At 60.5% G+C, this 21,837-nt stretch carries 21 protein-coding genes; 11 read left to right on the top strand and 10 right to left on the bottom strand.

The window, feature by feature from the left end:
- Positions 1–34 precede the first annotated feature (34 nt).
- Positions 35–1,330, top strand: coding sequence for a crotonyl-CoA carboxylase/reductase (gene ccrA / locus ACO08A_RS13040; protein WP_306141946.1), 1,296 nt, complete (start codon positions 35–37; stop codon positions 1,328–1,330).
- Positions 1,331–1,712: 382 nt separating this feature from the next.
- On the top strand, positions 1,713–2,249 hold the full coding sequence (locus ACO08A_RS13035; protein ID WP_422041451.1) for a CAP domain-containing protein: 537 nt from the start codon (positions 1,713–1,715) through the stop codon (positions 2,247–2,249).
- 10 nt (positions 2,250–2,259) lie between these two features.
- On the opposite strand, the gene ACO08A_RS13030 is transcribed toward ACO08A_RS13035, so the two are convergent.
- Positions 2,260–2,691, bottom strand: a complete 432-nt coding sequence (locus ACO08A_RS13030; protein WP_422041450.1) for an SH3 domain-containing protein — start codon at positions 2,689–2,691, stop codon at positions 2,260–2,262.
- Positions 2,692–2,887: 196 nt separating this feature from the next.
- On the opposite strand from ACO08A_RS13030, the gene ACO08A_RS13025 reads away from it, so the two are divergent.
- Positions 2,888–3,379 carry a hypothetical protein gene (locus ACO08A_RS13025; protein ID WP_422041449.1) on the top strand — a complete coding sequence of 164 codons (492 nt, stop codon included), beginning with the start codon at positions 2,888–2,890 and terminating at the stop codon, positions 3,377–3,379.
- Positions 3,380–3,418: 39 nt separating this feature from the next.
- Here the strand turns inward: ACO08A_RS13025 and ACO08A_RS13020 are convergent, their stop codons facing one another.
- Positions 3,419–4,153, bottom strand: a complete 735-nt coding sequence (locus ACO08A_RS13020) for a GH25 family lysozyme (protein ID WP_422041448.1) — start codon at positions 4,151–4,153, stop codon at positions 3,419–3,421.
- 536 nt (positions 4,154–4,689) lie between these two features.
- Between ACO08A_RS13020 and ACO08A_RS13015 the strand changes: the two genes are divergently transcribed.
- The gene (locus ACO08A_RS13015) at positions 4,690–5,175 is read left to right on the top strand and encodes a TetR/AcrR family transcriptional regulator (RefSeq protein WP_422041447.1); all 486 of its coding nucleotides are present in this window, start codon (positions 4,690–4,692) and stop codon (positions 5,173–5,175) included.
- Positions 5,176–5,316: 141 nt separating this feature from the next.
- Here the strand turns inward: ACO08A_RS13015 and ACO08A_RS13010 are convergent, their stop codons facing one another.
- Entirely contained in the window at positions 5,317–6,519 is a 1,203-nt protein-coding gene (locus ACO08A_RS13010; protein ID WP_421980060.1) for a porin, read from the bottom strand.
- 599 nt (positions 6,520–7,118) lie between these two features.
- Here ACO08A_RS13010 and xth point away from each other — a divergent pair.
- Positions 7,119–7,928: an exodeoxyribonuclease III gene (xth, locus tag ACO08A_RS13005; RefSeq protein ID WP_422041446.1), complete on the top strand. Its 810-nt coding sequence runs from the start codon at positions 7,119–7,121 to the stop codon at positions 7,926–7,928.
- Between the two features lie 11 nt (positions 7,929–7,939).
- On the opposite strand, the gene ACO08A_RS13000 is transcribed toward xth, so the two are convergent.
- Together ACO08A_RS13000 and ACO08A_RS12995 are read right to left on the bottom strand one after the other, a co-directional pair.
- On the bottom strand, positions 7,940–8,887 hold the full coding sequence (locus tag ACO08A_RS13000; protein WP_422041445.1) for an aminotransferase class IV: 948 nt from the start codon (positions 8,885–8,887) through the stop codon (positions 7,940–7,942).
- A gap of 31 nt (positions 8,888–8,918) precedes the next feature.
- Positions 8,919–9,902 (bottom strand): NADPH:quinone oxidoreductase family protein, encoded by a 984-nt coding sequence (locus ACO08A_RS12995; protein ID WP_422041444.1) that lies wholly within the window; start codon positions 9,900–9,902, stop codon positions 8,919–8,921.
- Between the two features lie 166 nt (positions 9,903–10,068).
- On the opposite strand from ACO08A_RS12995, the gene ACO08A_RS12990 reads away from it, so the two are divergent.
- Complete coding sequence (locus tag ACO08A_RS12990) at positions 10,069–10,614, top strand: RNA methyltransferase (RefSeq protein ID WP_422041443.1); 546 nt, start codon at positions 10,069–10,071, stop codon at positions 10,612–10,614.
- A gap of 60 nt (positions 10,615–10,674) precedes the next feature.
- Here ACO08A_RS12990 and ACO08A_RS12985 read toward each other — a convergent pair whose 3' ends face one another.
- Positions 10,675–12,105: an MFS transporter gene (locus ACO08A_RS12985; protein ID WP_422041442.1), complete on the bottom strand. Its 1,431-nt coding sequence runs from the start codon at positions 12,103–12,105 to the stop codon at positions 10,675–10,677.
- 177 nt (positions 12,106–12,282) lie between these two features.
- Between ACO08A_RS12985 and ACO08A_RS12980 the strand changes: the two genes are divergently transcribed.
- Positions 12,283–13,602, top strand: coding sequence for an NADase-type glycan-binding domain-containing protein (locus ACO08A_RS12980; RefSeq protein ID WP_422041441.1), 1,320 nt, complete (start codon positions 12,283–12,285; stop codon positions 13,600–13,602).
- Between the two features lie 12 nt (positions 13,603–13,614).
- Here ACO08A_RS12980 and ACO08A_RS12975 read toward each other — a convergent pair whose 3' ends face one another.
- Together ACO08A_RS12975 and ACO08A_RS12970 are read right to left on the bottom strand one after the other, a co-directional pair.
- A complete protein-coding gene (locus ACO08A_RS12975) occupies positions 13,615–14,292 on the bottom strand; it encodes a M15 family metallopeptidase (protein WP_422041757.1) in 678 nt (225 codons plus the stop codon).
- 303 nt (positions 14,293–14,595) lie between these two features.
- The gene (locus tag ACO08A_RS12970) at positions 14,596–15,162 is read right to left on the bottom strand and encodes a sigma-70 family RNA polymerase sigma factor (protein ID WP_422041440.1); all 567 of its coding nucleotides are present in this window, start codon (positions 15,160–15,162) and stop codon (positions 14,596–14,598) included.
- A 285-nt stretch (positions 15,163–15,447) separates the two neighbouring features.
- Between ACO08A_RS12970 and ACO08A_RS12965 the strand changes: the two genes are divergently transcribed.
- The 3 genes from ACO08A_RS12965 (at position 15,448) to ACO08A_RS12955 (ending at position 18,303) form a co-directional block, all read left to right on the top strand.
- On the top strand, positions 15,448–15,957 hold the full coding sequence (locus ACO08A_RS12965; protein ID WP_422041439.1) for an invasion associated locus B family protein: 510 nt from the start codon (positions 15,448–15,450) through the stop codon (positions 15,955–15,957).
- A 215-nt stretch (positions 15,958–16,172) separates the two neighbouring features.
- Positions 16,173–17,396, top strand: a complete 1,224-nt coding sequence (gene rlmN, locus ACO08A_RS12960) for a 23S rRNA (adenine(2503)-C(2))-methyltransferase RlmN (RefSeq protein WP_422041438.1) — start codon at positions 16,173–16,175, stop codon at positions 17,394–17,396.
- A 295-nt stretch (positions 17,397–17,691) separates the two neighbouring features.
- On the top strand, positions 17,692–18,303 hold the full coding sequence (locus ACO08A_RS12955; protein WP_422041437.1) for a cytochrome P460 family protein: 612 nt from the start codon (positions 17,692–17,694) through the stop codon (positions 18,301–18,303).
- Positions 18,304–18,375: 72 nt separating this feature from the next.
- Here the strand turns inward: ACO08A_RS12955 and ACO08A_RS12950 are convergent, their stop codons facing one another.
- On the bottom strand, positions 18,376–20,565 hold the full coding sequence (locus tag ACO08A_RS12950) for a molybdopterin cofactor-binding domain-containing protein (RefSeq protein ID WP_422041436.1): 2,190 nt from the start codon (positions 20,563–20,565) through the stop codon (positions 18,376–18,378).
- Positions 20,566–20,568: 3 nt separating this feature from the next.
- Positions 20,569–21,030 (bottom strand): (2Fe-2S)-binding protein, encoded by a 462-nt coding sequence (locus ACO08A_RS12945; protein WP_422041435.1) that lies wholly within the window; start codon positions 21,028–21,030, stop codon positions 20,569–20,571.
- A 175-nt stretch (positions 21,031–21,205) separates the two neighbouring features.
- Here ACO08A_RS12945 and ACO08A_RS12940 point away from each other — a divergent pair, with 175 nt between their 5' ends.
- Positions 21,206–21,823, top strand: a complete 618-nt coding sequence (locus ACO08A_RS12940) for a TetR/AcrR family transcriptional regulator (protein WP_422041434.1) — start codon at positions 21,206–21,208, stop codon at positions 21,821–21,823.
- Positions 21,824–21,837 lie beyond the last annotated feature (14 nt).

Genomic DNA, 21,837 nt, shown 5'->3' with positions numbered 1-21,837 from the left:
ATCGCGAGCCAAGCAAAGCCCTGGGAGGGGATGAATGACTGCAACCGCTGAAGCCAATGACAACCGAACATTTGAGGATGCTCCGGTGAAAGACCTTTACGAAATCGGTGAAATTCCGCCGCTCGGTCACGTCCCGAAGAACATGTATGCCTGGGCGATCCGGCGCGAGCGCCACGGCGCGCCCGAGGACGCCATGCAGCTCGAGGTCGTGCCGACCTGGGAACTCGACAGCCACGAGGTGCTGGTCCTGGTGATGGCCGCGGGCGTCAACTACAACGGCATCTGGGCCGGCCTCGGCGAACCGATCAGCCCGTTTGACGGGCACGGGGCACCCTATCACATCGCCGGATCCGACGCCTCCGGGATCGTCTGGGCCGTCGGCGACAAGGTCAAGCGCTGGAAAGTCGGCGACGAGGTTGTCATTCACTGCAACCAGGACGACGGCGACGACGAGGAATGCAACGGCGGCGACCCGATGTTCTCCAACACGCAGCGCATCTGGGGCTATGAAACGCCGGATGGCTCCTTCGCGCAGTTCACCCGGGCCCAGGCGCAGCAGCTGATGCCGCGGCCCAAGCACCTGACCTGGGAAGAGGCCGCCTGCTACACGCTGACGCTCGCCACCGCCTACCGCATGCTGTTCGGACACCATCCGCATGAACTCAAGCCCGGCCAGAACGTGCTCGTCTGGGGCGCCTCCGGCGGCCTGGGGTCTTATGCGATCCAGCTGATCACGGCGGCAGGCGCCAATGCGATCGGCGTGATTTCGGACGAGGACAAGCGCCAGTTCGTCATGGATCTCGGCGCAAAGGGCGTCATCAACCGCAAGGACTTCAACTGCTGGGGCCAGCTGCCGACGGTCGGCTCGCCCGAATACGGCGAGTGGTTCAAGGAAGCCCGCAAGTTCGGCAAGGCGATCTGGGAATTCACCGGCAAGGGCAACAATGTCGATATCGTCTTCGAGCACCCGGGCGAAGCGACATTCCCGATCTCGACCTTCGTCTGTAAGAAAGGCGGTATGGTGGTCATCTGCGCGGGTACGTCGGGCTTCAACTGCACCTTCGACGTCCGCTACATGTGGATGCACCAGAAGCGTCTGCAGGGCTCGCATTTCGCCCATCTGAAACAGGCGGCAGCAGCCAACAAGCTGATGATCGAACGACGCATCGACCCGTACATGTCCGAAGTGTTCCCCTGGGACCAGATCCCGAGCGCCCACACCAAGATGTGGAAGAACCAGCACGCTCCCGGCAACATGTCGGTGCTGGTCTGCGCTCCGACAACCGGGCTCAGGACGTTCGAAGACGTTCTGGAAGCCGGAAAACGCTGACAAAGAGCTCCCTGAAAGGCTTGGGCAACAGACCCTGACAAGCCTGATGCAGCCTGACCGGCCCGTGTTTCACGGGCCGGTTTTTTTACTTGGCGCCGATAGACCCGTCAATCCGGACAAGTGCAACCGTACCCTCCATCGTCACCCCGGGCGAGCGACGCGAGACCCGGGATCGGGGAGGCCGGGCGCAGGAAAACGGCCACCGCGAGATCCGACAGGTCATTGCCTCTCCGATCCCGGCGCGCGCAGCGCTTGGCCGGGATAACATTCACTTGACCAGTTTGCCTTGCCCCCAGTTGATTTTTACCCCGCCGTAATTCTGCTGTGATGTCCTCGTCTGCTAACCGCCGTTCGAATCAGGTCATTTCCGGAGCCGCATCAGGTGATCCAGACAAAATCATGTATCACGTCCGCCAGGCTTGCTGTCGCCGCGCTGGCGGTTCTCGTCCTGGCAAGCTGTCAGAGCGAACGCTTTCAGACACCGCCCTTCTACAAGGACCTGGCGCGCGCCGACGGCGAGGTCGACGCGGCGACCGCCGCACAGATGATTTCGCAGTACCGGATCAACAACGGCCTGTCGGCCGTTACACCGGACGCACAGCTCACCGGCATTGCAAAATCGCAGGCCGAGGCAATGGCCAGGGCGGGCAGCGTCCAGGCCTCGCTTGCGCCGGACCAGCAACTGGCAACCCGTCTGTCGTCCATCGGCGAGCCCAAAACGGCGGCAGCCGAGAATGTCAGCGCCGGCTACCGGACCTTTGCGGAGGCCTTTTCAGGCTGGCGCGAATCGCCCAAGCACAACCAGGTGCTGCTGACACCGGACGCGACGCGCCTGGGCATCGCGACCGCCTATTCACAGACGGCGAAACACAAGGTTTTCTGGTCGCTCGTGCTGGCTGCTCCGAGGCCGGGCAGCTGACACTTCGGTCTCAGTAGCGCCTGGGGTATCTCGGATAGATCGGCTGAACCGGCCGCACGACCGGCGGCGGACGCCGGTAGATGGGGTAATTGCTGCCGTAACGCGGCACGCCGATATAGACCCCGGCGCTCGGGATCGGCCGACCGTAGTAAGACCCCTGCACACCGTAGCTCAGGTACTTGCCCGAAACCCAGCCCTTCACATTGGCGAAGGCGGCATCGCACCAGGAGAAGTTTGCCGTGCAGCCGAAGACGGTAACCCCGCCGCCCTGCGGCACGGTTGCAAGAACCGGGTAGTTGGTTCCCGGACCTGCACGCATGTTCAGGTTGGCGGTCGTGTAGGCAATCGCGGGACCTCCCGACTGCGCCAGCGCCGGCATTGTCATCATGGCCACGGCGCACAGGGCCAGCGGCAAGCGGATCAGCATCTTGTTGTTCTCCATTTTCTGTCGCTCCCGGGCGGTTTCCGCCCGGACCGAATGCCCACACACGGCGAAGATGTGGGAACACATCATGGCAAAAGTATAGCGCGGCAACCGTGACGCGGCCGTGATGGCGCCCGCAAACCACTTTGTGCTTGCCCACTCACCGCCCTATCGGCTTCACTGGGCGAAGAATTCAAGGGGGGAACACGCCAGGATGAAACGGTTTCAGGAACTTGCAGCGGCGTCCATTGTCTCGGCGACCTTGCTGCTGGCGTCGCAATCGGCCGCGATCGCCTTCGATGCCCACGCCGGTTACTACTACCCCGAACCGCAGACCAACGAGGTCTACATATCGGAACTGCCGGTTGCCAATGACGCGCAGAAACGCTCCAGAGCAGCCTTTGTCATCGGCCTTGCCGCGCAGCATTCGAAGCAGAACCACGCGGCGGGATACCATCTCTTCGCCAAGGGCGGCGACCTTGAAAAACTGATCATTGTCGCAACCGGCGACGGCCAGTACGACACGCTCTACCGGCTGCGCGCGCTGCTCGCCGCGCTGACGTCACTGGCCCGCTCGACCGAGCTTTTCGCACGGTCCAATCATCCGCACGAACTGAACTTTCTCGATTTCTGCAAGCTGATCGGCTTCAAGCAGGTCACCGTCACCAACGGCAAGGACATCGCCCACCAGATCAAGATCCGGTAAGCGTTCCGGACCGCAATCGGAGCTTTTGACCCGCCCGCGTCAGCGCCTCAGCTTGCCGTTGAGCCAGGCGCGGTACTGGGACTTTGTTCCGTAAAACGCGTTCCGGTCGACATCCCCCTTGATGCCCGGAATACGGCCTTCCGCGGTATACTGCCAGAACACCCAGTCATCGCGCTGGTCATAGATGTTCTTCGGATGGGTGGCGACCGAACGCAGCCAGAACTGCTCGCCCTTCAGGGCACCGACGAGCCTGTCCCGGTGAAAATCCACCGATGAATAGATCACCGGGCGCTTGCCGTAGTGCCGCTCCATCTCGTCGAGGAAAACCTTCATGTCGCGCAGGATCTTGGCGCGCTCCGGACGCTTGGTGCAGGTCTTGGAATGGGCATTCCACTCCATGTCCAACACCAGCGGGATCGCTTCGGGATCCTTCGGCACGACTTCCTTCACCCAGGAAATCTGCTCCTCGACCGGACGGCAGAAATAGTAGAAATGGTAAGCACCCCTGGGTACGCCCGCCTTGCGCGCCGCGATCCAGTTCTGCGCAAAGCGCGGGTCGACGTGGTCACCGCCCTCCGTCGCCTTGATCCAGGCGAACTGAACACCGGACCGCTTGACTTCCTCCCAGTCGATTTCGCCCTGCCAGCGGGAGATGTCGATCCCGTGGACGGCATAATCTTCCGGTGTCGGGTCCGGAAAGTCATAGGCCGAGCAGGCAGCCAGCAGGAAAACCAATCCGATGATCGAAGCAAAGACACTAATACGCGGCAACACGGCACCCTCGACAGGTTAACAAACACTTTCTGTCATTGACCAAAATGCGCGGAATTTCCTAACGGAGCGTGGATGTTTCTTCGCTTTTTCCGCAAAAGTGATCGGCAATTGGCAACAAAACCGCCGTGCCGGACACTTTCGGCAAAACAGGGGCGAAGGCGCGCTTTCAAGAAAATCCGCGTCGATATTCACAGAATTGGAGCAGTGGAGGAGCAAGTCAATGTTATTAAGACTAACATCGCGCCAAAGCCTTGCCGTCGAACAGTTTTCAGCAAATTTGTCAATGCAATCTCTTGCATTGCAACCAGTAATACGCAAGACTCGACCCGGAAAACACCCGGCAAGACACACAAAATCTGGCGGTCGCCAGAAAAACACACCGCATTAATTGTCCCTCATATGGACTCAATTGCCCACGGACACTAAAAAGTGAAAAAACAAAAATAATTCCGGGGGCATGAATGAACGAGCGTGAAACAAAGATTGTTGAGACAGCTCTTCAACTTTTTTCTCATTATGGCGTCAAGAAAACAACGATGAGCGAAATCGCGACGGCTGCCGGTGTCGCCCGGCAGACGCTCTACAACGCCTATGACTGCAAGGAACAACTGATCTACGACGCGGTTGAGCATCATGTGCGCAAGTCGGCGAATCTGATCTCGGAAGAATGCACCGACGTCGAGGATCTCGGCGCGCGGCTGGACATCGCGTTCATGCACCTCAGCGCGAAACCGTGCGAGATGATGTTGCAGATGCCTCACGGCGAGGAGATCCTTCAGATCCTGGAAGGCATCGACAAGACCAAGAAAAAGAACATCATGCGCATCTGCAACGAGGCCATCGGCACGGCGCTTGAACCTTTCAGGGACAGGCTGTCACTCGGGCAGGTGGATTTCGAGGACCTGTGCGAATTCGTCAGGATGTCCTTCGATCAGATCAGGACCAGGACCGAGGAAAAAGAGCAGATCTGCCGCTCCTATGCGCCGCTCAGAAAGCTTCTTGAAAACAGCGTCGTCGCCTGACACCAGAGTGCACGTCCCGTCGTGACGGCTTGAGCCGGCGCCCGCTTTCGTCGTGAAAGGGGGGGCCCGGCAGTTTGGAGTCTGCCGGGCCTGTTGACTGAGAGGAGGTCAATCTTTCTCAGCCAGATCCTAATCCTGGGATTAGAACGTACGCTGCATACGAACACCGAAGAGGAGTTCGTCGAGGTCGTCAACGTTTTCGCCGGTGATGTCGGCGCTGGTGTTGGCGTAACCTACGTCGGCACCGAGGACGAAACCGGAGACCGGCTCCCACTGTACGGAACCGTCGATTGCCCAACGGTCGATATCCGCATCGGTGTTGCCGATGAAGTCTTCCTGGTCAACGTGAGCATAGGAACCATCAAGTGCCACACCGATGGTCGGCGTTGCCTGGATGTACACACCTGCGGACAGGGAGTAACCCGTGCTCTTGTCGCCGTTTCCGCCGTAGTCGGAGACGGAACCGAGAGTCGTGCCGGCGTTGTTGACCACGGAGACGCCCGTGATGCCGTTACCGATGTAAGACAGTGCACCGTCAGCGTAGAAGCCCTGGAAGTAGATGTTGGAACCGGAATTCGCGAACGGCAGGTTCACGACCGCACCGGCACCGATTGCCCAACCGAGGCTGTCTTCATCGCCCGAAGTGTTCGTGCTGTTGAAGGCTGCGTCCGGGTAGACCTGGTGAAGGGCACCGGAGAGCTGTGCGGAACCCCAGCCCTGGGAGACGCCGAGAGCCGCGACAACGTCGGGCATGCGCGTTCCGCCGTAGTCGCCGACTTCACGGTCAGACCGGTCTTCCAGAGCCAGCGTTGCGGAGAAGCCGTTGCCGAAGGCAGCGGTGTAGGCAAGCTGGTTCGTGGTCACGTCGGACCAGTCACGGGTGACGACACCGATGAAGGCCTGACCGGTGTAGATGTTGAAGTTGGAGCCGAGGTAACCGGCTGTCAGGCCGCCCCACTGGATGTAACCAGCGTCCAGCTTGAAGCCGTTTTCGCCGTTTTCCACCTGCATGCGCAGGGCAACATAGGCGCGCAGCGTACCGAATTCGGTCGCGTTGCGGGCATCAAGGTAAGCGTAACCGCGTGTCAGCCAGTCGTAGCCGTCCTGATCACGGTTTTCCCAGTTACCGTCTTCCAGAACGTTGTTGACGACGAACTGCGTACGCAGACGGCCACCAACGCGCAGGCAGGTTTCGGTGCCCGGGATGTAGTAGAAGCGGGAGCCGTAAGCGTCACAGACGCGTACGTAGTCGACCGGCTCCGGAGCAACCGGAAGATCGGCCGCCTGAGCGGTTGTAGCGGTAGCAGCAGCTGCCACGCCGAGCATCAAGCCCTTAAGTTTCATAGTAATCTCCAAGTTTTTTCGATCACAAGCAAACACATCAAAGTGAAAACCCCAAAAATCTTTCACATCTCAGCTTATTGACAACGCTCACCGAGCTTAGAGCCAATAAATTGCCTGCTCGATATAACTGAAATCATTTTTACCGATTCACCTCAAGAGCATTTTCGACCTCAGCTTTAGATTGAAAAATGGAGTCACTTTTTTGCAACATATTGAAATTAAAGAATAATTAACAACAAAGATAGCTCCGTCGCCGCTTCATCCGACTCGGAGTTTTACTTTGTTATTATTATTTGGCGCTTGGCTATTATTGGCGTGTTTTTGGAGAACCACCTTCCGGCGGCCTCTGAGAGAGCATCATCTCGCAAGTGCAAAATGGACTCAAATAACAATTTTGTCAAATTGTCTTTCTGTCCATTTGTCTAGAAAACTAGACGAGGCAGCTTCGAAATCGCAGATTTCCTAGGCCGGCCCGGTGAGCGGCGCGACCAAACCGGCAGCAGCAATGTGTGTGGACAGGGACTCGTGAGACGGCATATTGCGCTTGCCGTCCGAATCCGTATGACTGTGCGGACTTCAACTGCTGCGGATACCTGACGATGAAAGATCGGCTCAAGCTCGTAACCTGGAACATCAATTCCGTGCGCTTGCGCATGCCGATCGTCGAAAAGCTGATCGACGAGGTCGCACCCGACGTCATCTGCCTTCAGGAGACCAAGTGCCCGGATGCGAACTTCCCGGAAAACGCCATCCGCAAGGCCGGCTACGAGCATATCGCCATCAACGGGCAGAAGGGTTATCACGGTGTGGCCACACTCTCCCGCCGTCCGCTCAGCAACGTCGAGAAGCGGGACTTCTGCAATGTCGGAGACAGCAGGCACGTCGCTGTCGATATTCCCTTCAACGGCGCAAGCCTGCGCGTGCACAATTTCTATGTGCCGGCGGGCGGTGACGAACCGGACCGCAAGATCAACCCGAAATTCGGCCACAAGCTCGACTTCATGGACGAAATGAAGGGCTGGCTGAAGGGAAAGGAAACGGACCGTCCGGCCGTGCTCGTGGGCGATCTGAACGTTGCGCCCTATGAACACGACGTCTGGTCACACAAGCAGCTTCTCAAGGTGGTGTCACATACGCCCGTCGAAACGGACCTCTTCGAGAAAGTGCGCGAGGCGGGTGGTTGGCTCGACGCCATGCGCCGGTTCACGCCACTGGAAGAAAAGCTGTACACCTGGTGGAGTTACCGGGCGAAGGACTGGTCGAAAGCCGACAAGGGACGCAGGCTCGATCATGTCTGGGTCTCCGGCCCGCTGGCATCACATGTCAAGTCGACATCGGTGATCCGCGAAGCGCGAGGCTGGGAAAAGCCGTCCGACCACGCACCTGTCATCGCGGTGTTCGAAGCATAGTCTGAATCCGGTCACTCGGCCCGATAGTCAATTTCGGTACGGTATTGCGGGCTGTTGGCCCAGGCAAAATACCTTTCCCTGATCGTAAGGGTCACTTCACCCGGCGATCCGTTCGAAAACAGGCGGTCATCGATTTTCGTGACCGGCGCAACCCCGCCACCGGATGTCGAGATCAGGACCTCGTCACTCTGAAGCAATTCTTCGAGCGGCAGCGTCCTCGTCTGCGTCACCAATCCCAATTCAGCGCCGATTTCCAGCACCGTCCGCCGGCTGATGCCCTCCAGAACACCATCGTCAGGCGTCACCAGGCAATTGTCCTTGATCGAAAAGACATTGAAACCGGGGCCTTCCGTGACATTTCCCTCCCCGTCGAGCAGCAACACGGTCTCCGCACCGGCGTCCTTTGCCTCGAAGAGCCCTTTCGTGAAGTCGCCCCAGTGATAGTTCTTCACCCTGGGATCGACGCTGGACGCAGGGATGCGGGTCACCGTCCGGGCCACATGAACGGCTGCGCCGGACGCCGCGATATCCGGCCGGATGACATGAATATAGGGCACGCACCAGGCAAAGAAGTGGTTCCTGCAATCCCTTGGATCGCGCGATCCGGGGACGGTATTGACGCCTCTTGATGTCACCATCGCGACATAGGCGCGTTTCAGCCCGGTCGCGGACACGAGATCATGCAGCACGGTTTTCACATCCGATTCGCTCAGTCCCGGATCCAGGCGGAGACTTTCCATTGACCGGAAAAACCGCTCAACGTAGAGCCCGAGCCGAAAGAACGCGCCCTCCCAGACAGGCACGACATCATAGGTGATGTCGGAATGGATGAGGCCCCAGTCATTGAGCGGGATCGATGCCTCGGCGATCGGCATGACCCTGCCGCGCATCCAGGCAGCACCGGACTGAAGACCTGAGGGACCGCCGCCGGCCTGTTGGTCGCTCGAGACTGTGGTCATGGCAGCGTCCAGTCCTTGTTCGGGTCCCGGGTCAGGTGGCCCGAGGCTTCAGGATCACCTTGCCGCGCACCTTGCGTGCGGCAATCTCGTCCAGCGCGACGGCGATCTCTTCCAGGGGATAAACCGCGTGGATATGCGGCTTCAAACGCCCCTCCTGTACCCAGTCAAGCAGGCGCGTCATGTTGTTCCGGTGGCCTTCCGGGTCACGTTCCACGGCAGCACCCCAGAACACGCCGAGTACATCCACACCTTTCAGCATGACGATGTTGAGCGGTATCTTCGGAATGTCTCCGGCGGCGAAGCCGATCACCAGGAACCGGCCTTCCCAGGCGGCCGCCCTGAGCGCCTGTTCGGAATGGGTTCCGCCGACGGGATCATAAACCACATCGGCCCCCGCGCCCCCGGTGAGCTCCTTGAGCCGCTCTTTCAGTGGTTCTTTCGAATAGTCGATGGTCAGGTCCGCACCAAGTGAACGGGCAAAGGCGAGCTTGTCTTCTGACGAAGCGCAGGCAATGACCTTCGCGCCCATCACGGAGGCAATCTCAACCGCGGCCTGACCGACACCGCCGGAAGCTCCCAGGACAGCCACGGTCTCGCCCGGCTGAAGATCTGCCCGGTCCTTGTAGGCATGAAGCGTCGTCCCGTAAGTCACTGCGAGCCCCGCGGCGACCTCGAACGAAACGCCCTCCGGAATCCGGATCACGTCCGCAGATCGCACCAGCACCTTTTCGCGCGCTGCGCCCCACTTCATGTATCCCATCACGCGCTCACCGGCCGCAACATCCGTGACGCCCGGACCGACGGCATCGACAATGCCGGCGAACTCCGCACTCGGCGAAAACGGGAACTCAGGTTTGAACTGGTACCTGCCCTGGATGATCAGCGTGTCGAAAAAGTTGAGGGCACACGCCTCCACCCTGACCACGACCTCGCCCGGACCGGCGACCGGCTCGTCGATTTGCTCGATCACCAGGCTGGACGCCGGACCGAAGGATTTGCAAAGACAGGCTTTCAAGGGAACCTCTGGACAACACGAGCGTAGACGGGTGCGGCAGTGCCGCAAGGGTGCAACGTTAGCAAGTCCTGACGAGAGGACCTATAGGCATTCCGGCTAAGCGGGCGGTTCAAAACCGGCCTGCTTTCCGGTATGAGGCTCGCACGGGGACAAACGGGACGAAGAAATGCGCGGATATTTTGCAATTGGAGCGGAAGGCCTTTCAAAACGCATGAATCTGGGCACGCTGATGAGATCGGCCCACGCCTTCGGCGCGAACTTCTTTTTCACCGTCGACGCGGATCAGAAAATCCGGTCCGCGCCTCCGTCGGATACCTCCAAGAGCCCCGGACACCTGCCGGTGTTCACCTGGGACAGCGTCGACACGATGGACCTGCCGCGCGGCTGTCAGCTGGTGGGGATAGAACTGACCGACGAGTCCATTGACCTGCCGAGTTTCGGACACCCCCTTCAGGCGGCCTATGTCCTTGGGCCGGAACGGGGATCCCTGTCGCCCGAGATGCTGGAGCGCTGCGATCACGTGGTCCGGATCCCGACAAAGTTCTGCGTGAACGTTGCCATGGCCGGAGCGATCGTCATGTATGACCGTCACCGGGCACTCGGGCGCTATGCGGAACGTCCCGTCTCGTCAGGAGCCCCCACGAGCCAGCGCGCGAAACACGTGAGCGGCGGTCCGGTCATGCGCAAGGGCCGCAAGGTTCCGGGCACCTGACCCGGCGCCCGGGCAGCAGCCGCGAACAGACCGGAATGCGGTCCGGACCGGAAGCAGAGCCTATGCACCGTGTTCCTTCAGTTTCGTGAGAAGCGAGCGGCTCGCAACCCAGGCGAGGACCGCCATCAGCGCAAAGGTCAGGAACAGCCACGCGGCGGAGTTCGCCGTCGCTGCAATGTCGTCGCGGGTATTGAAACCTGTCTGATTGGCAACCAGGCCTGCGACCGCCGTTCCGAACGACACGGCGAACATCTGGATCGTCGACAGGGCGGACGCCGCGTTTTCCTTTTCCGAGTCGTCGGTATATTGCAGGGCGAACGTGTTCAGGTGCGGCCAGCTCAGGCCGATGCCGGCCCCTACCACAATGAGCGCGAGCGATAGCAACCCCGCCAGCCCCGCCCCGGTGACATCATGGGCCGGTGTCGCGGCCGCCAGGACCAGCGTGCCTGCGAGCAGGACGGCCGGCCCCGCGAACACCACCCTGTGCATGGCTTTCCCGGTGAAGCGCGCGGAATAAACCTCCGCACATGACCAGCCGATGGAAATCAGGGCCGCGATGTAACCGGCCAGCAGGGGAGACAGGCCGTGCAGGCGCTGCAGATAAAAGGGCATGAAAAACTCTGCATTCACGCAGAAAATCAGCAGCGACATTACCGCGAATGACAGGAAAAGCGGGGTTCCGTGCAACATCGCCCCCTTCGGAAACAGGCGGATATCGGACGCGTTTTCACGGCGCATAAGCATCAGCACCAGAAGGATCGAGACGACGACGCCGACGGCCGCACCGCCGAACGATCCAGCGAGCGATCCCGCCGAAACCGCCAGCACGGCACCCGCAAGCAGCGCCAGTTGGCCGAAGGCGATAGGTCCCGCCGGCGGCAGCGTGTCCCCGACTGTCGGCAGGAGCCGCCAGGCGATCAGCGAGTAGACCGCCGTGACCGGGATCAGCGCGGCAAAGCCGCCGCGCCAGATGTCATACTCGGCAAACATGCCGCCGATGGCGGGCCCGAACAGCATGGCGATGCCCCAGGTGCCGGAGAGCAGCGCCACGGCACGGGACCACAGGCGTTCCGGGTAGGCGAAAACGATCATCGCGTAGCACAGCGTGAACATCATGCCGCCACCGGCGCCCTGCACCGAGCGCCCGGCAAGCATCACCGGCATGTCCGGAGCAAGCGCGGTGATCAGGCTGCCCAGCGCGAACACGGCGCCGGACAGGGCAAACGACCGTTTCACGTCCATCCGGTTCAGGATCTTTCCGGTGATCGCCGCGCTCAGGATCGCGGCAAGCGTGAACAAGGTGGCATTCCAGGCGTAAAGGCTCTGGCCACCGATCTCCGCGACGATCGTCGGCAGCATGGTGGCCGAAATATTGATGTTGACCGCATGCAGAATGATACCGCCCGCCAGAACCGCGGAAACGGGTGCATGCGCTCCCCAAAGGACATCGCTCCACCGGGCTTCCCCGGGTTGCTCGAATGTGGCTGTCATGAGTGGTTTATCTCTTTTTGAGAACAGGACTTCGCTCAATGCCGCCCCTACCTAGGGGCTCAACCTAAGTTGAGGTCAAGAGCTCTTTTTGAGCATCGGTCTCGGGCGGCTGGACACGGGATCTTGCAATTCGCGGCAACGGGCGGTTTTCTTGAAGGAATTGCCGGGGGAAGATCGATGATTGTTCGTTTCAAATATCTCGTGTCGATACTGTGTGTTCTGCTCTTTACCCTGCCGCCCGGCGCGGCCGGGGCGTCGTCCGAAAGGGTTGCGCTTGTCATTGGAAACGGCGCCTACCGGACGATGTCGGCACTGCGCAATCCGCCGAACGACGCCAATCTGATGAGCCGCAAGCTGTCGGGTCTGGGCTTCGACGTGGTGCGCCTCATTGACGGGAACAAGGTCGCCTTTGCCGCGGCCCTCACGGAGTTCGGGCGCAAGGCCCAGGGCGCGGATGTGGCCATTGTCTACTACGCCGGGCACGGTGTTCAGGTGAACGGACGCAACTGGCTGCTTCCGGTCGATGCCGACATCATCGCCTCCACGGACCTCCCCGGCCAGGCGATCAAGGCAAACGATCTGCTGGAGATCATGGAGATTTCCGGCGCGCGGCTGAAGCTTGTTTTCTTCGATGCCTGCCGGAACAATCCGCTGCCGCGGTCCCTCTCAAGGGGCACCTCCAACGGGCTCGCGCGTCTGGAAGCCAATGCCGCGGGCATGATGATCGCCTTTGCGACGGCACCGGGAGACGTGGCGCTGGACGGTACCGGAAACAACAGCCCGTTCACCGAGGCGCTGGCCCGCCTGATCGATACGCCCGACCTCGAAGTGCGCCACCTGATGGGCAAGGTGCGCGAGAGCGTCTATGTCTCGACGGGTCAGCGCCAGCTCCCCTGGCTCAACGAGGCCCTGATCGGCGAGTTCTACTTCGGCGGAAAATCGGAACCGGGCGCGGCACCGTCCACGCCGCCGAAGACCGCGGCGCTTGCGCTCAATTCTCCCCAGACGGCCCACGCGCCGCTGCCCAGATTTGCCGGCAGGCACTGCGCTTCAGCGTCCGGTTCAGGCGGCGCATTCGATGTCTGCGCGAGTTCCATGCTGGACCCGCAGCTTGGCAACCGCTACGGCCCCAACAATCTGTTCGACGGCAAATTGGCAACCGCGTGGGTGGAAGGCGTGTCGGGAAACGGAGCGGGGGAGCGGATCGTGCTTTCATTCGACCGGCCCCGGCAACTCGCCGGGTTTGAGATCGTCAACGGCTATGCGAAAAACCGCGACATCTTTGGCAAGAATGCGCGGGTCCGCACGGCCCGGGTGACCCTTTCCAGCGGAGACACCCAGGTCATTTCACTGCCCGACACGATGCGGGCAAGCAGCTTCAGCTTTGCGCAGCCGGTCGAGACCACCTGGCTGGAGCTGCAGATCGAAACCGTTTTTCCCGGATCGAAGTACACAGATACCGCCGTTTCGGAATTTGTTCCCCTGTTCGCCGACTGACGACGGGCGGGGTCATCTTCGATCAATGGCGAAATCGAACGAGCGGCGCGGAAAGGGTTCGTTTGTCAGGGTGAAGTGCCACCATTCACCCGGATAATTGCGAAACCCGCCCTTGCGCATGAGCGCCACGAGATCGCGGCGGTAGGCTTGTGCCGTTTTGGAAACAGCAGTGGATTCGGTTCGGCTTGCCGGGTCGAAACAATCGAACGGCGTTCCGAAATCGACTGTGCCGCGGTCCGTTCGGGCGCAGACAGTGGCCCTGTCTTCAGCCGGTTGACGGGCGGACAGGCGTTCAAGACCCACATCGACTGTCGAACCGCGCGCATGACTGCTCTTGGCACCGATATATCCTTGCCGAATCAGCTGCGATCTCGAGACATTCGGGAAATAGGCCGGGTCCGTTCCCTTGCCCGATCCGACCCAGGCGACCATCGCGTCCACAGCGCTTTGCGGACGGTAGCAGTCGAAGACCACCAGGGAATATCCCTTGCCGACGGCAGCGTTCTGCACCTTGCCGAGCGCCTTGGCCGCCGCTTCGGTCAGGACACATTCGCCGGCATTGTATCCCGGCAGCCGCTTGCGCATGAAATTATCCCGGCCTGCGTACCGGATTTCATGGCGGATATCGGGAACATGGTCCTTCAGATAAACAAACCCGTCCGGAAGCGAACTGGCCTGGCCCGGGGCCACGAGAAGCAGCGAGACAGCCGCAGCCGCGCACGCCGGCCCAGGGTACGGACTCACAAATGAAGTCAATTTGGCTTGGATCCTGTTGACCAGCTGCGAGAACCGAGAGCGCAGGAAATGTGTTTCATTTTCAAGGCTTTCGCGACAAGGCAGATGACCAAAACGGCCAAATTCGAAGGACGGCAAATTGGCTTCACCTCGCAGCATCACCGCGCTTGACCGGGCAAAAAGCCCGCTCTGAACACGCTTCCTCGAGAGATTTTGCCATTTCTGCCGCCAAATCGGCTTCATTTATGCGTCCGTGTCCTAATCCACATCGACCGCTTCGTCGGCTTCGATCAGCTGACGCAGCCGGCCGAAGGCCAACCGGATACGCGACTTGACGGTTCCGAGCGGCAAGCCGGTTGTCTCGGAAATCTCGCTGTGGGACTGGCCGAGGAAAAACGCGAGCCGGACCACTTCCATCTGCTCTTCCGGCAGCTTGGTGATTGCAGCACGTACCCGCTCTTCCCGCAGCCGTGCATCCATCTCTTCCGAAACGTCCGGAAGCGGTGCCGGCTGAAGCGCGGGTTCTTCCGGATCGAGGTCTGCGGTCTTCTGCCGCCGCAGCCGGTCGATGCGGCGATTGCGCGCAACACGGAACAGCCATGTGCTCGCCGACGACTTTCTGGGATCGAACAGATCGGCCTTGCGCCAGAGCGTGACCATGACGTCTTGCGCGATTTCTTCCGCCACTGCCGCGTCCGCGCCTTGTTTCATCAGGTAGCCCTTCAGCCGCGGGGCAAAGTGATCAAACAATTCAACAAATGCGTTCTTGTCGCGGTCAGCCGCGACCTTGACGATCAGATCTGAAAAATACTGCGCTTGCACCAAAAGCTGTCGTGCTCCCTTTCCGACCCTATTCTTTAGCAGGTTCGAAACTTTTCGAAAGAGGGTTCAGCTGTTTCTGCCACACTGTTGCCGCGATTAACCGCAAGAGCCAATAGGGGAAACAGAAATAATCGAGATCAATCGGCAGGAACGTCAAAAACCCGCAATTGCCCGGCCAAGGCTTCAACCCTTTCGTAACCAGCTTTAAGTTATCATTAAAGCTAGGTTTATAAGAACGACGGCAATTGCATCAAATTTGACGAAAACTCATAGCCAGATGGTGTGGAGATGATGAAAGCAAAATCGCTGGTACTGGCCCTCGCAGGCCTGGCCGTTTCAAGTGCAGCAGCTTTCGCGCAGACCCCGACGCTTTTGAAGCAACACAAGGACTGGGCGGCGTACACGACGCCAAGCGGTGGCGGCAAGGTTTGCTACGCGCTGACGAAGCCGACCACAATGCTGCCGGGCGACCGCAATCACGGAGAGGTCTTTTTCTTCGTGACGTCGCGTCCCGCAGAAGGTGTCTCGTCAGAGCCCAGCCTCGTTGTCGGTTATCCGTTCAAGGACAAGTCTTCCGTCAACGTCGACGTTGACGGCAAGGGCTTTACGCTTTTCACCAACAATGACGGAGCCTGGGTCGAAAACGCTGCGACCGAGGCCCAGCTTGTTGCCGCGATGAAGGCGGGCCGTGAGATGACGGTCAACGGCGAATCGAGCCGCGGAACCCGGACGACCTACAAATTTTCGCTGTCCGGCGTGACTGCGGCCATAGACACGGCGGCCCAGGCCTGCCGCTAGCGCAGCTTTCGCCCGCTGTTCGGGACATCCCGGTCGGAACCGTCTGACCGGGAGCGGCATATCCGTGCGGCCGGAAAAGCCCGGCACCTTGATTTTTCAGCTCATCTGTGGTTTTGGAAGCGCTTGACAAAGGGCCTGCCGATGCAGGCGCTCCGGGCGCCGCGGCTGCGTGTATCAACGCATCGCAGAGCGCCGGACACGATACGGATCACATCATGGCAATGACGCTCGACATCGCGCGGGACAATCCGAACGCGCCTACGGTGACTGCGACAGCGGCGCAATCCCTGTCCGGTGAGGAAAAGCCTACGCTCGTGGGTCTTTCGCGCGAGGAACTTGGCGAAGCTCTCGGCACGATCGGCGTACCGCAAAAGCAATGGCGCATGCGCGCCTCCCAACTCTGGCACTGGCTCTATGTCCGCGGCGTCTCCGACTTTGGCGAGATGACGAACATTGCCAAGGATCTGCGCAAACAGCTGGACGAGGCCTTCACCATCGCCCGCCCCGAAATCGTCTCCGAACAGATTTCGGTCGACGGAACCCGCAAGTGGCTGTTTCGCTTTCCGCCGCGCGGCGCCGGCCGCCCCGTTGAAGTCGAGACCGTCTACATCCCGGAAGAAGGCCGCGGCACGCTGTGCGTTTCCTCCCAGGTCGGCTGCACGCTGACCTGCACGTTCTGCCATACGGGCACGCAGAAGCTGGTACGCAATCTCACCGCTGAGGAAATTCTCTCCCAGGTACTGATGGCGCGTGACCGCCTCGGCGACTTTCCCGATGCCGACACGCCCCAGGGTGCCATCGTCCCGAGCGAGGGCCGTCTGGTGTCCAACATCGTCATGATGGGCATGGGTGAACCGCTCTACAATTTCGACAACGTCAAGAAGGCGCTGCTGATCGCCTCCGATGGCGATGGACTGTCGCTGTCCAAGCGCCGCATCACCTTGTCGACATCGGGCGTCGTGCCAGAGATTTTCCGCACCGGCGACGAGATCGGCTGCATGCTGGCAATCTCGCTCCATGCCGTACGCGACGACCTGCGCGACATTCTGGTACCGATCAACAAGAAGTGGAACATCGACGCACTTCTGGACGCCTGCCGCAACTATCCGGGTCTTTCGAATGCCAAGAGAATCACGTTTGAATACGTGATGCTGAAAGGCGTCAACGACAGCAACCAGGACGCACTGGACCTTGTGCGCCTGCTCAAGGGCATCCCGGCGAAGATCAACCTCATCCCGTTCAATCCCTGGCCGGGCTCCGAGTACGAATGCTCTGACTGGGAACGGATCGAGGAATTCGCGGACATCGTCAATCGCGCCGGATATGCGTCCCCCATCCGCACACCGCGCGGGCGCGATATTTTCGCGGCCTGCGGCCAGCTCAAGTCGGCCTCCGAACGTATGCGCAAGAAGGAACGTGAAGCGCTGGCGGCTTCCTGAACTTCTCGAAACCTGCTTGTCTTTCAAGGTTGAGCGGCGTGATGGCGCCGCGAGCCGGATCGCCTTTAGATCCTGCGTAATTTTGCCGACGGCCTCCCCGGCCGGGGAGCCAGGCCGGCGGCCTCCGGCCTGTCTCGGCTATGCCGGAAAGGCGCCCCGACCCGGTAAACACCGCACACAAGGCGGTGAAACACTTCATTTCTTTCAAGTCTTTGCAGGAAGCTTGTATTACCATGATCGGCAACCACTTCACCTGCACGGGCCTCTGACGCCGATATTGTGAAGGAAGTGCATTATGAGCAAAACCGTTTTGATTTTTCTGGCCCTGCTGATTCTATCCGCAGTACTCGTGGACGCCCTCGCGCAGTCGGAACCGTCCGACAGCCACATCGCCATCGAGGACCCGGCCGAGTTGACCAAGGACGAAGCCCGCGAGATCTACGATGGCCTGAAGGTGCGCATGGCCGGGCTCTACGCCGGATCGGAGCTGGATGAAATCCGGAACTACCAGTCCTGGGAAATCTTCAACGACGCGCCCTTTGTTTCTGCGACACACGGACAGCGCTACGTCAACAATTACGCCAATGCCATCGCGGTCAATTACGCGATCCTGAAGGACGGCGAAAAACTGCCTGTCGGCTCCGTCCTAGCCAAGGACAGCGTCACGGTCACCGGTGATGGCCGTGTTTTCCCCGGCGCAATGTTCGGGATGGAAAAACTCCCTGAGGGCACAAGTCCCGAAACAGCCGACTGGCGTTACTTCATGGTCATCCCGGACGGGTCGATCTTCGGTGACACGACCGGCGACAATCCGCACCTCATGACCTATTGCCATGATTGTCATCTCGGTGTGGCCGAGCGCGATTTCACGTTCTTCGTTCCCGAGGAATACAGGATCGGTCAATAGACCCCGCACCCCTCAAACGGAAAAGGCCGCCCTCCGGCGGCCTTTCGTTTTTTGATCGCTTCACGCAGGCGGTCAGACCAGACCGGCTTTCGTCAACGGCAGGTTGGTGACCCAGTCGCCTTTCCCGGCAGCAATCGCATTGGCGACCGCCGGTCCGATCGGCGGCGTGCCCGGCTCACCGATGCCGGTCGGCGCTTCGTTGGACGCAACGATATGCACCTCGATTTCCGGCATGTCGGAGATCCGGATCGGCTCGTAGGTGTCGAAGTTGGTCTCTTCGACAACGCCATCGGCAAGCGTGACCTGGTTGCGCAGGATTGCGCCCAGTCCGTAACCGATACCGCCCTCGACCTGCGCCCGGATGTTGTCCGGGTTGATCGGCGTGCCGCAATCGACCGCGGCAACCACCTTCTCCACCTTCACCGTACCGTCGTCGCGGAAGGAGACTTCCGCCACTTCGGCCACATAGGAGCCGAACGACTTGTGCACGGCGACACCCCGGTGGCGTCCCTCGGCGGCAGGCGTATCCCAGCCGGCCTTCTCGGCGGCCAGTTTCAGGACATTTGCCTTACGCGGGTCATCCTTGAGCAGTTCCAGGCGATACGCGACCGGATCCTTGCCCGCCTCCTTGGCGATGCGGTCGACCATGGTCTCCATCACGTAGGCCGTGTGGGTGTGGCCGACGGACCGCCACCACAGGACCGGAACCTGGGTTTCCTGGTAGGACTGATCCATGTTCATGAGCGGGAACGCGTAGGTCGTGTCATGCGCGCCCTCGGTCATGTTGTGATCAACACCGTCCTTCATCAGCATCGCCTCGAAAGGCGTGCCCTTGATGATCGACTTGGCCGCAATGTGGTACTTGAACGCGGTGACGTTGTTGTCCGCGTCCAGTCCGACCTTGATCTTGTGCGCCGACATCGGACGGTAGTAGCCGCCGGCCATATCGTCCTCGCGGGTCCACACGATCTTGACCGGGGCCGGGTCCATGCCGGCGGCCAGCATCGCCTTGGCCAGGAAGGCGACTTCCGCAACCGGATGGCTGTCCGCCTGCGCACGGCGGCCGAACGATCCGCCCGCCCACATGGTGTTGATCTTCACCTTCTCGAACGGCACCTCGAGGATCGTTGCCGCCACGTTGTGATCGATCGTCTGGATCTGCGAACCGAGCCAGAGCTCAGCACTTTCACCGTCATAAAGGAGCGCCGCATCGAGCGGTTCCATGGCACCATGGGCCAGGAACGGGAACTCGAAATCGGCTTCGATCACCCGCGCCGAGCCCTCAAGGGCCGCGTCGGCATCGCCGTCTTCGCGGACTTTCAGGCCCGGTTTTGCGGTCATGTCCTTCAGCTCCGCCATCATGGCGTCGCTGGACCGGGTTTCCGCAGCGCTGTCGTCCCATTCGATCTCCAGGAGATCGCGCGCCTTGATCGCCGGCCACGTGGATGTGGCGACGACGGCAACCCCATTCGGGATCTGCAGCACGTTGACGACGCCGGGAACGGCCTTGGCTTCGGTCGCATCGAACGACTTCAGCTTGCCCCCGAACCGGGGTGCGCGGGCCACGACGGCAACAAGCAGGTCGTCCCGCTGAAAGTCCATCGTGTAGGTATTCGGAGCGCCGATCGTCTTGTTCTTCACATCGACGCGCGGGAAGGACTTGCCGATATAGACCCACTGATCCGGTGTCTTGAGCACCGGTACCGCCGGGACGTCCTGCTGTGCCGCAAGGCCCGCGAGTTCGCCGAGCGTGGCGGACTTGCCGGAGCCGTGGCTGACGACACCGTCGGACACCGTGATTTCACCGGCCGGGACGCCCCATTCCTGGGCGGCGGCGGCAACGATCATCGCCTTCGCGGCGGCACCGGCCTGCCGGTACTGCATGAAGGAATTGGCCATCGCGGTGGATCCGCCGGTGCCCTGCACACCGAACAGGGTATTGGCATAGACCTGCGGATTGGACGGCGCATGCTCGACCGTGACCTGCTCCCAGGACGCGTCAAGTTCGTCGGCGACCAGCGTCGACAGACCGGTTGCCGTTCCCTGCCCCTTGTCCAGGTGCTTGGACAGGACAATAACGGTGTTGTCGGGCCGGATATGCACGAAGGGCTGGATGAACTCGCCGTCTCCGGCCGCCGCCTGGGCAGCGCGCGGCAGGTTCATCGCCAGCACGAGACCGCCGACGGTTCCGGCAGAGATCTTCAGGAACGTACGCCGTGTCGGCGCAGCCGCTTCAAGCGGCTTCTGCAACAGATGCAACATGGATCAACCCTCCATCTTGTCGGCCGCAAGGTGAATCGCCTTGCGGATGCGGGCATAGGTGGCGCAGCGGCAGACATTGCCGTCCATGGCGGCATCGATATCTTCGTCGGTCGGCTTGGGCGTTTCGCTCAGGAGCGCGGTCGCCGCCATGATCTGGCCGGACTGGCAATAGCCGCATTGCGGCACGTCGAGTTCGTTCCAGGCTGCCTGGATCGCGTCGGCGGCCTTGCCATTGATGCCCTCGATAGTGGTGATCTCGGCACCGTCCATATCGCCGACAAAGGTCTGGCAGGACCGGATGGGAACACCGTCCCAATGCACGGTGCAGGCACCGCAGGACGCAATTCCGCAGCCGAATTTGGTGCCGGTCATTCCCAGTTCGTCGCGCAGAGCCCACAGCAGCGGGCTTTCGGGGTCGGCATCGAGCGTGCGCGTTTCCCCGTTGATCTTGAGTGTTATTGACATGAGGCGTCTCCCTTGGCTGGCCTTTTCTGGCTAAGGGGTGTAAACTACACTGTGCAGTGTAATACCGACTTCCGCGTCTGTAAACGCCCTAGTTTACATAGAGCGCATTTTTTGGGAAAAAAGAACGGGGCAAAGAAAACAAGAACAATGCAAACAGGGCTGAACTGAGCACGACATGTCCGTATCCGACCAGAAGAAAAAACAGATCGTGGAAGCCGCGATCGCGGAGTTTCAGGAAAAAGGTTATGCCGGGGCGAGCATGGACCGCATTTCCGAACGCGCCCAGGTTTCCAAGCGGACAGTCTATAATCATTTCGAGAGCAAGGACGTCCTGTTCCGGGCCATCAACCAGTGCCTGGCCGACCAGATCAACTCTGCGCTCGAGCTTCCCTATGATCCCGACCTTCCCATCCGCGATGCGCTTGTAAGGCTCGGCTGGGCCGAAGGCGAGCTAATGATCAATCCGTGTTTCATGAGCCTTGCCCGCATGATCATGAGCGAGACCATTCGCGACCCCGAACTGGCTGCCGACATGAACGCCCGCATGACCAAGCTGGTCGTGTTCGCGGAGTTTATCGAACGCGCGACGGAGGAAGGCAAGTTGAAGGCCAAGGATCCGGCCGTTGCCGCCGAACAGTTCCTGGGGCTGATAAAGTCCCGCGCCTTCTTCCCGAACATTTATGCCGCCCGCGTTCCGGGTCGCGAGGAAATCGGCAGGATCATCGAGGAAAGCGTCGATCTTTTCCTGGCAAAATACGGCACTGCCTCCGCAACCCGCGCAGCGGCGGAATAGCCTCGAGAGGAACG

The sequence above is a fragment of the Roseibium sp. genome, assembly GCF_965232425.1.
Lineage (GTDB): Bacteria > Pseudomonadota > Alphaproteobacteria > Rhizobiales > Stappiaceae > Roseibium.
The sequence above is the reverse complement of the archived record's forward strand: the minus strand, read 5'-3'. Positions and strand labels throughout refer to the sequence as shown.

Coding starts and splice junctions, on each gene's coding strand:
- ACO08A_RS13025 (WP_422041449.1), top strand. CDS start 2,888: ATGAAACGGTTTCAGGAACTTGCAGCGGCGTCCATTGTCTCGGCGACC.
- ACO08A_RS13015 (WP_422041447.1), top strand. CDS start 4,690: ATGAGCGAAATCGCGACGGCTGCCGGTGTCGCCCGGCAGACGCTCTAC.
- ACO08A_RS13030 (WP_422041450.1), bottom strand. CDS start 2,691: ATGGAGAACAACAAGATGCTGATCCGCTTGCCGCTGGCCCTGTGCGCC.
- ACO08A_RS12950 (WP_422041436.1), bottom strand. CDS start 20,565: ATGTTGCATCTGTTGCAGAAGCCGCTTGAAGCGGCTGCGCCGACACGG.
- ACO08A_RS12940 (WP_422041434.1), top strand. CDS start 21,206: ATGTCCGTATCCGACCAGAAGAAAAAACAGATCGTGGAAGCCGCGATC.
- ACO08A_RS12965 (WP_422041439.1), top strand. CDS start 15,448: ATGATGAAAGCAAAATCGCTGGTACTGGCCCTCGCAGGCCTGGCCGTT.
- ACO08A_RS12945 (WP_422041435.1), bottom strand. CDS start 21,030: ATGTCAATAACACTCAAGATCAACGGGGAAACGCGCACGCTCGATGCC.
- ccrA (WP_306141946.1), top strand. CDS start 35: ATGACTGCAACCGCTGAAGCCAATGACAACCGAACATTTGAGGATGCT.
- ACO08A_RS13000 (WP_422041445.1), bottom strand. CDS start 8,887: ATGACCACAGTCTCGAGCGACCAACAGGCCGGCGGCGGTCCCTCAGGT.
- ACO08A_RS13010 (WP_421980060.1), bottom strand. CDS start 6,519: ATGAAACTTAAGGGCTTGATGCTCGGCGTGGCAGCTGCTGCTACCGCT.
- ACO08A_RS12955 (WP_422041437.1), top strand. CDS start 17,692: ATGAGCAAAACCGTTTTGATTTTTCTGGCCCTGCTGATTCTATCCGCA.
- ACO08A_RS12980 (WP_422041441.1), top strand. CDS start 12,283: ATGATTGTTCGTTTCAAATATCTCGTGTCGATACTGTGTGTTCTGCTC.
- ACO08A_RS12990 (WP_422041443.1), top strand. CDS start 10,069: ATGCGCGGATATTTTGCAATTGGAGCGGAAGGCCTTTCAAAACGCATG.
- ACO08A_RS12985 (WP_422041442.1), bottom strand. CDS start 12,105: ATGACAGCCACATTCGAGCAACCCGGGGAAGCCCGGTGGAGCGATGTC.
- xth (WP_422041446.1), top strand. CDS start 7,119: ATGAAAGATCGGCTCAAGCTCGTAACCTGGAACATCAATTCCGTGCGC.
- rlmN (WP_422041438.1), top strand. CDS start 16,173: ATGGCAATGACGCTCGACATCGCGCGGGACAATCCGAACGCGCCTACG.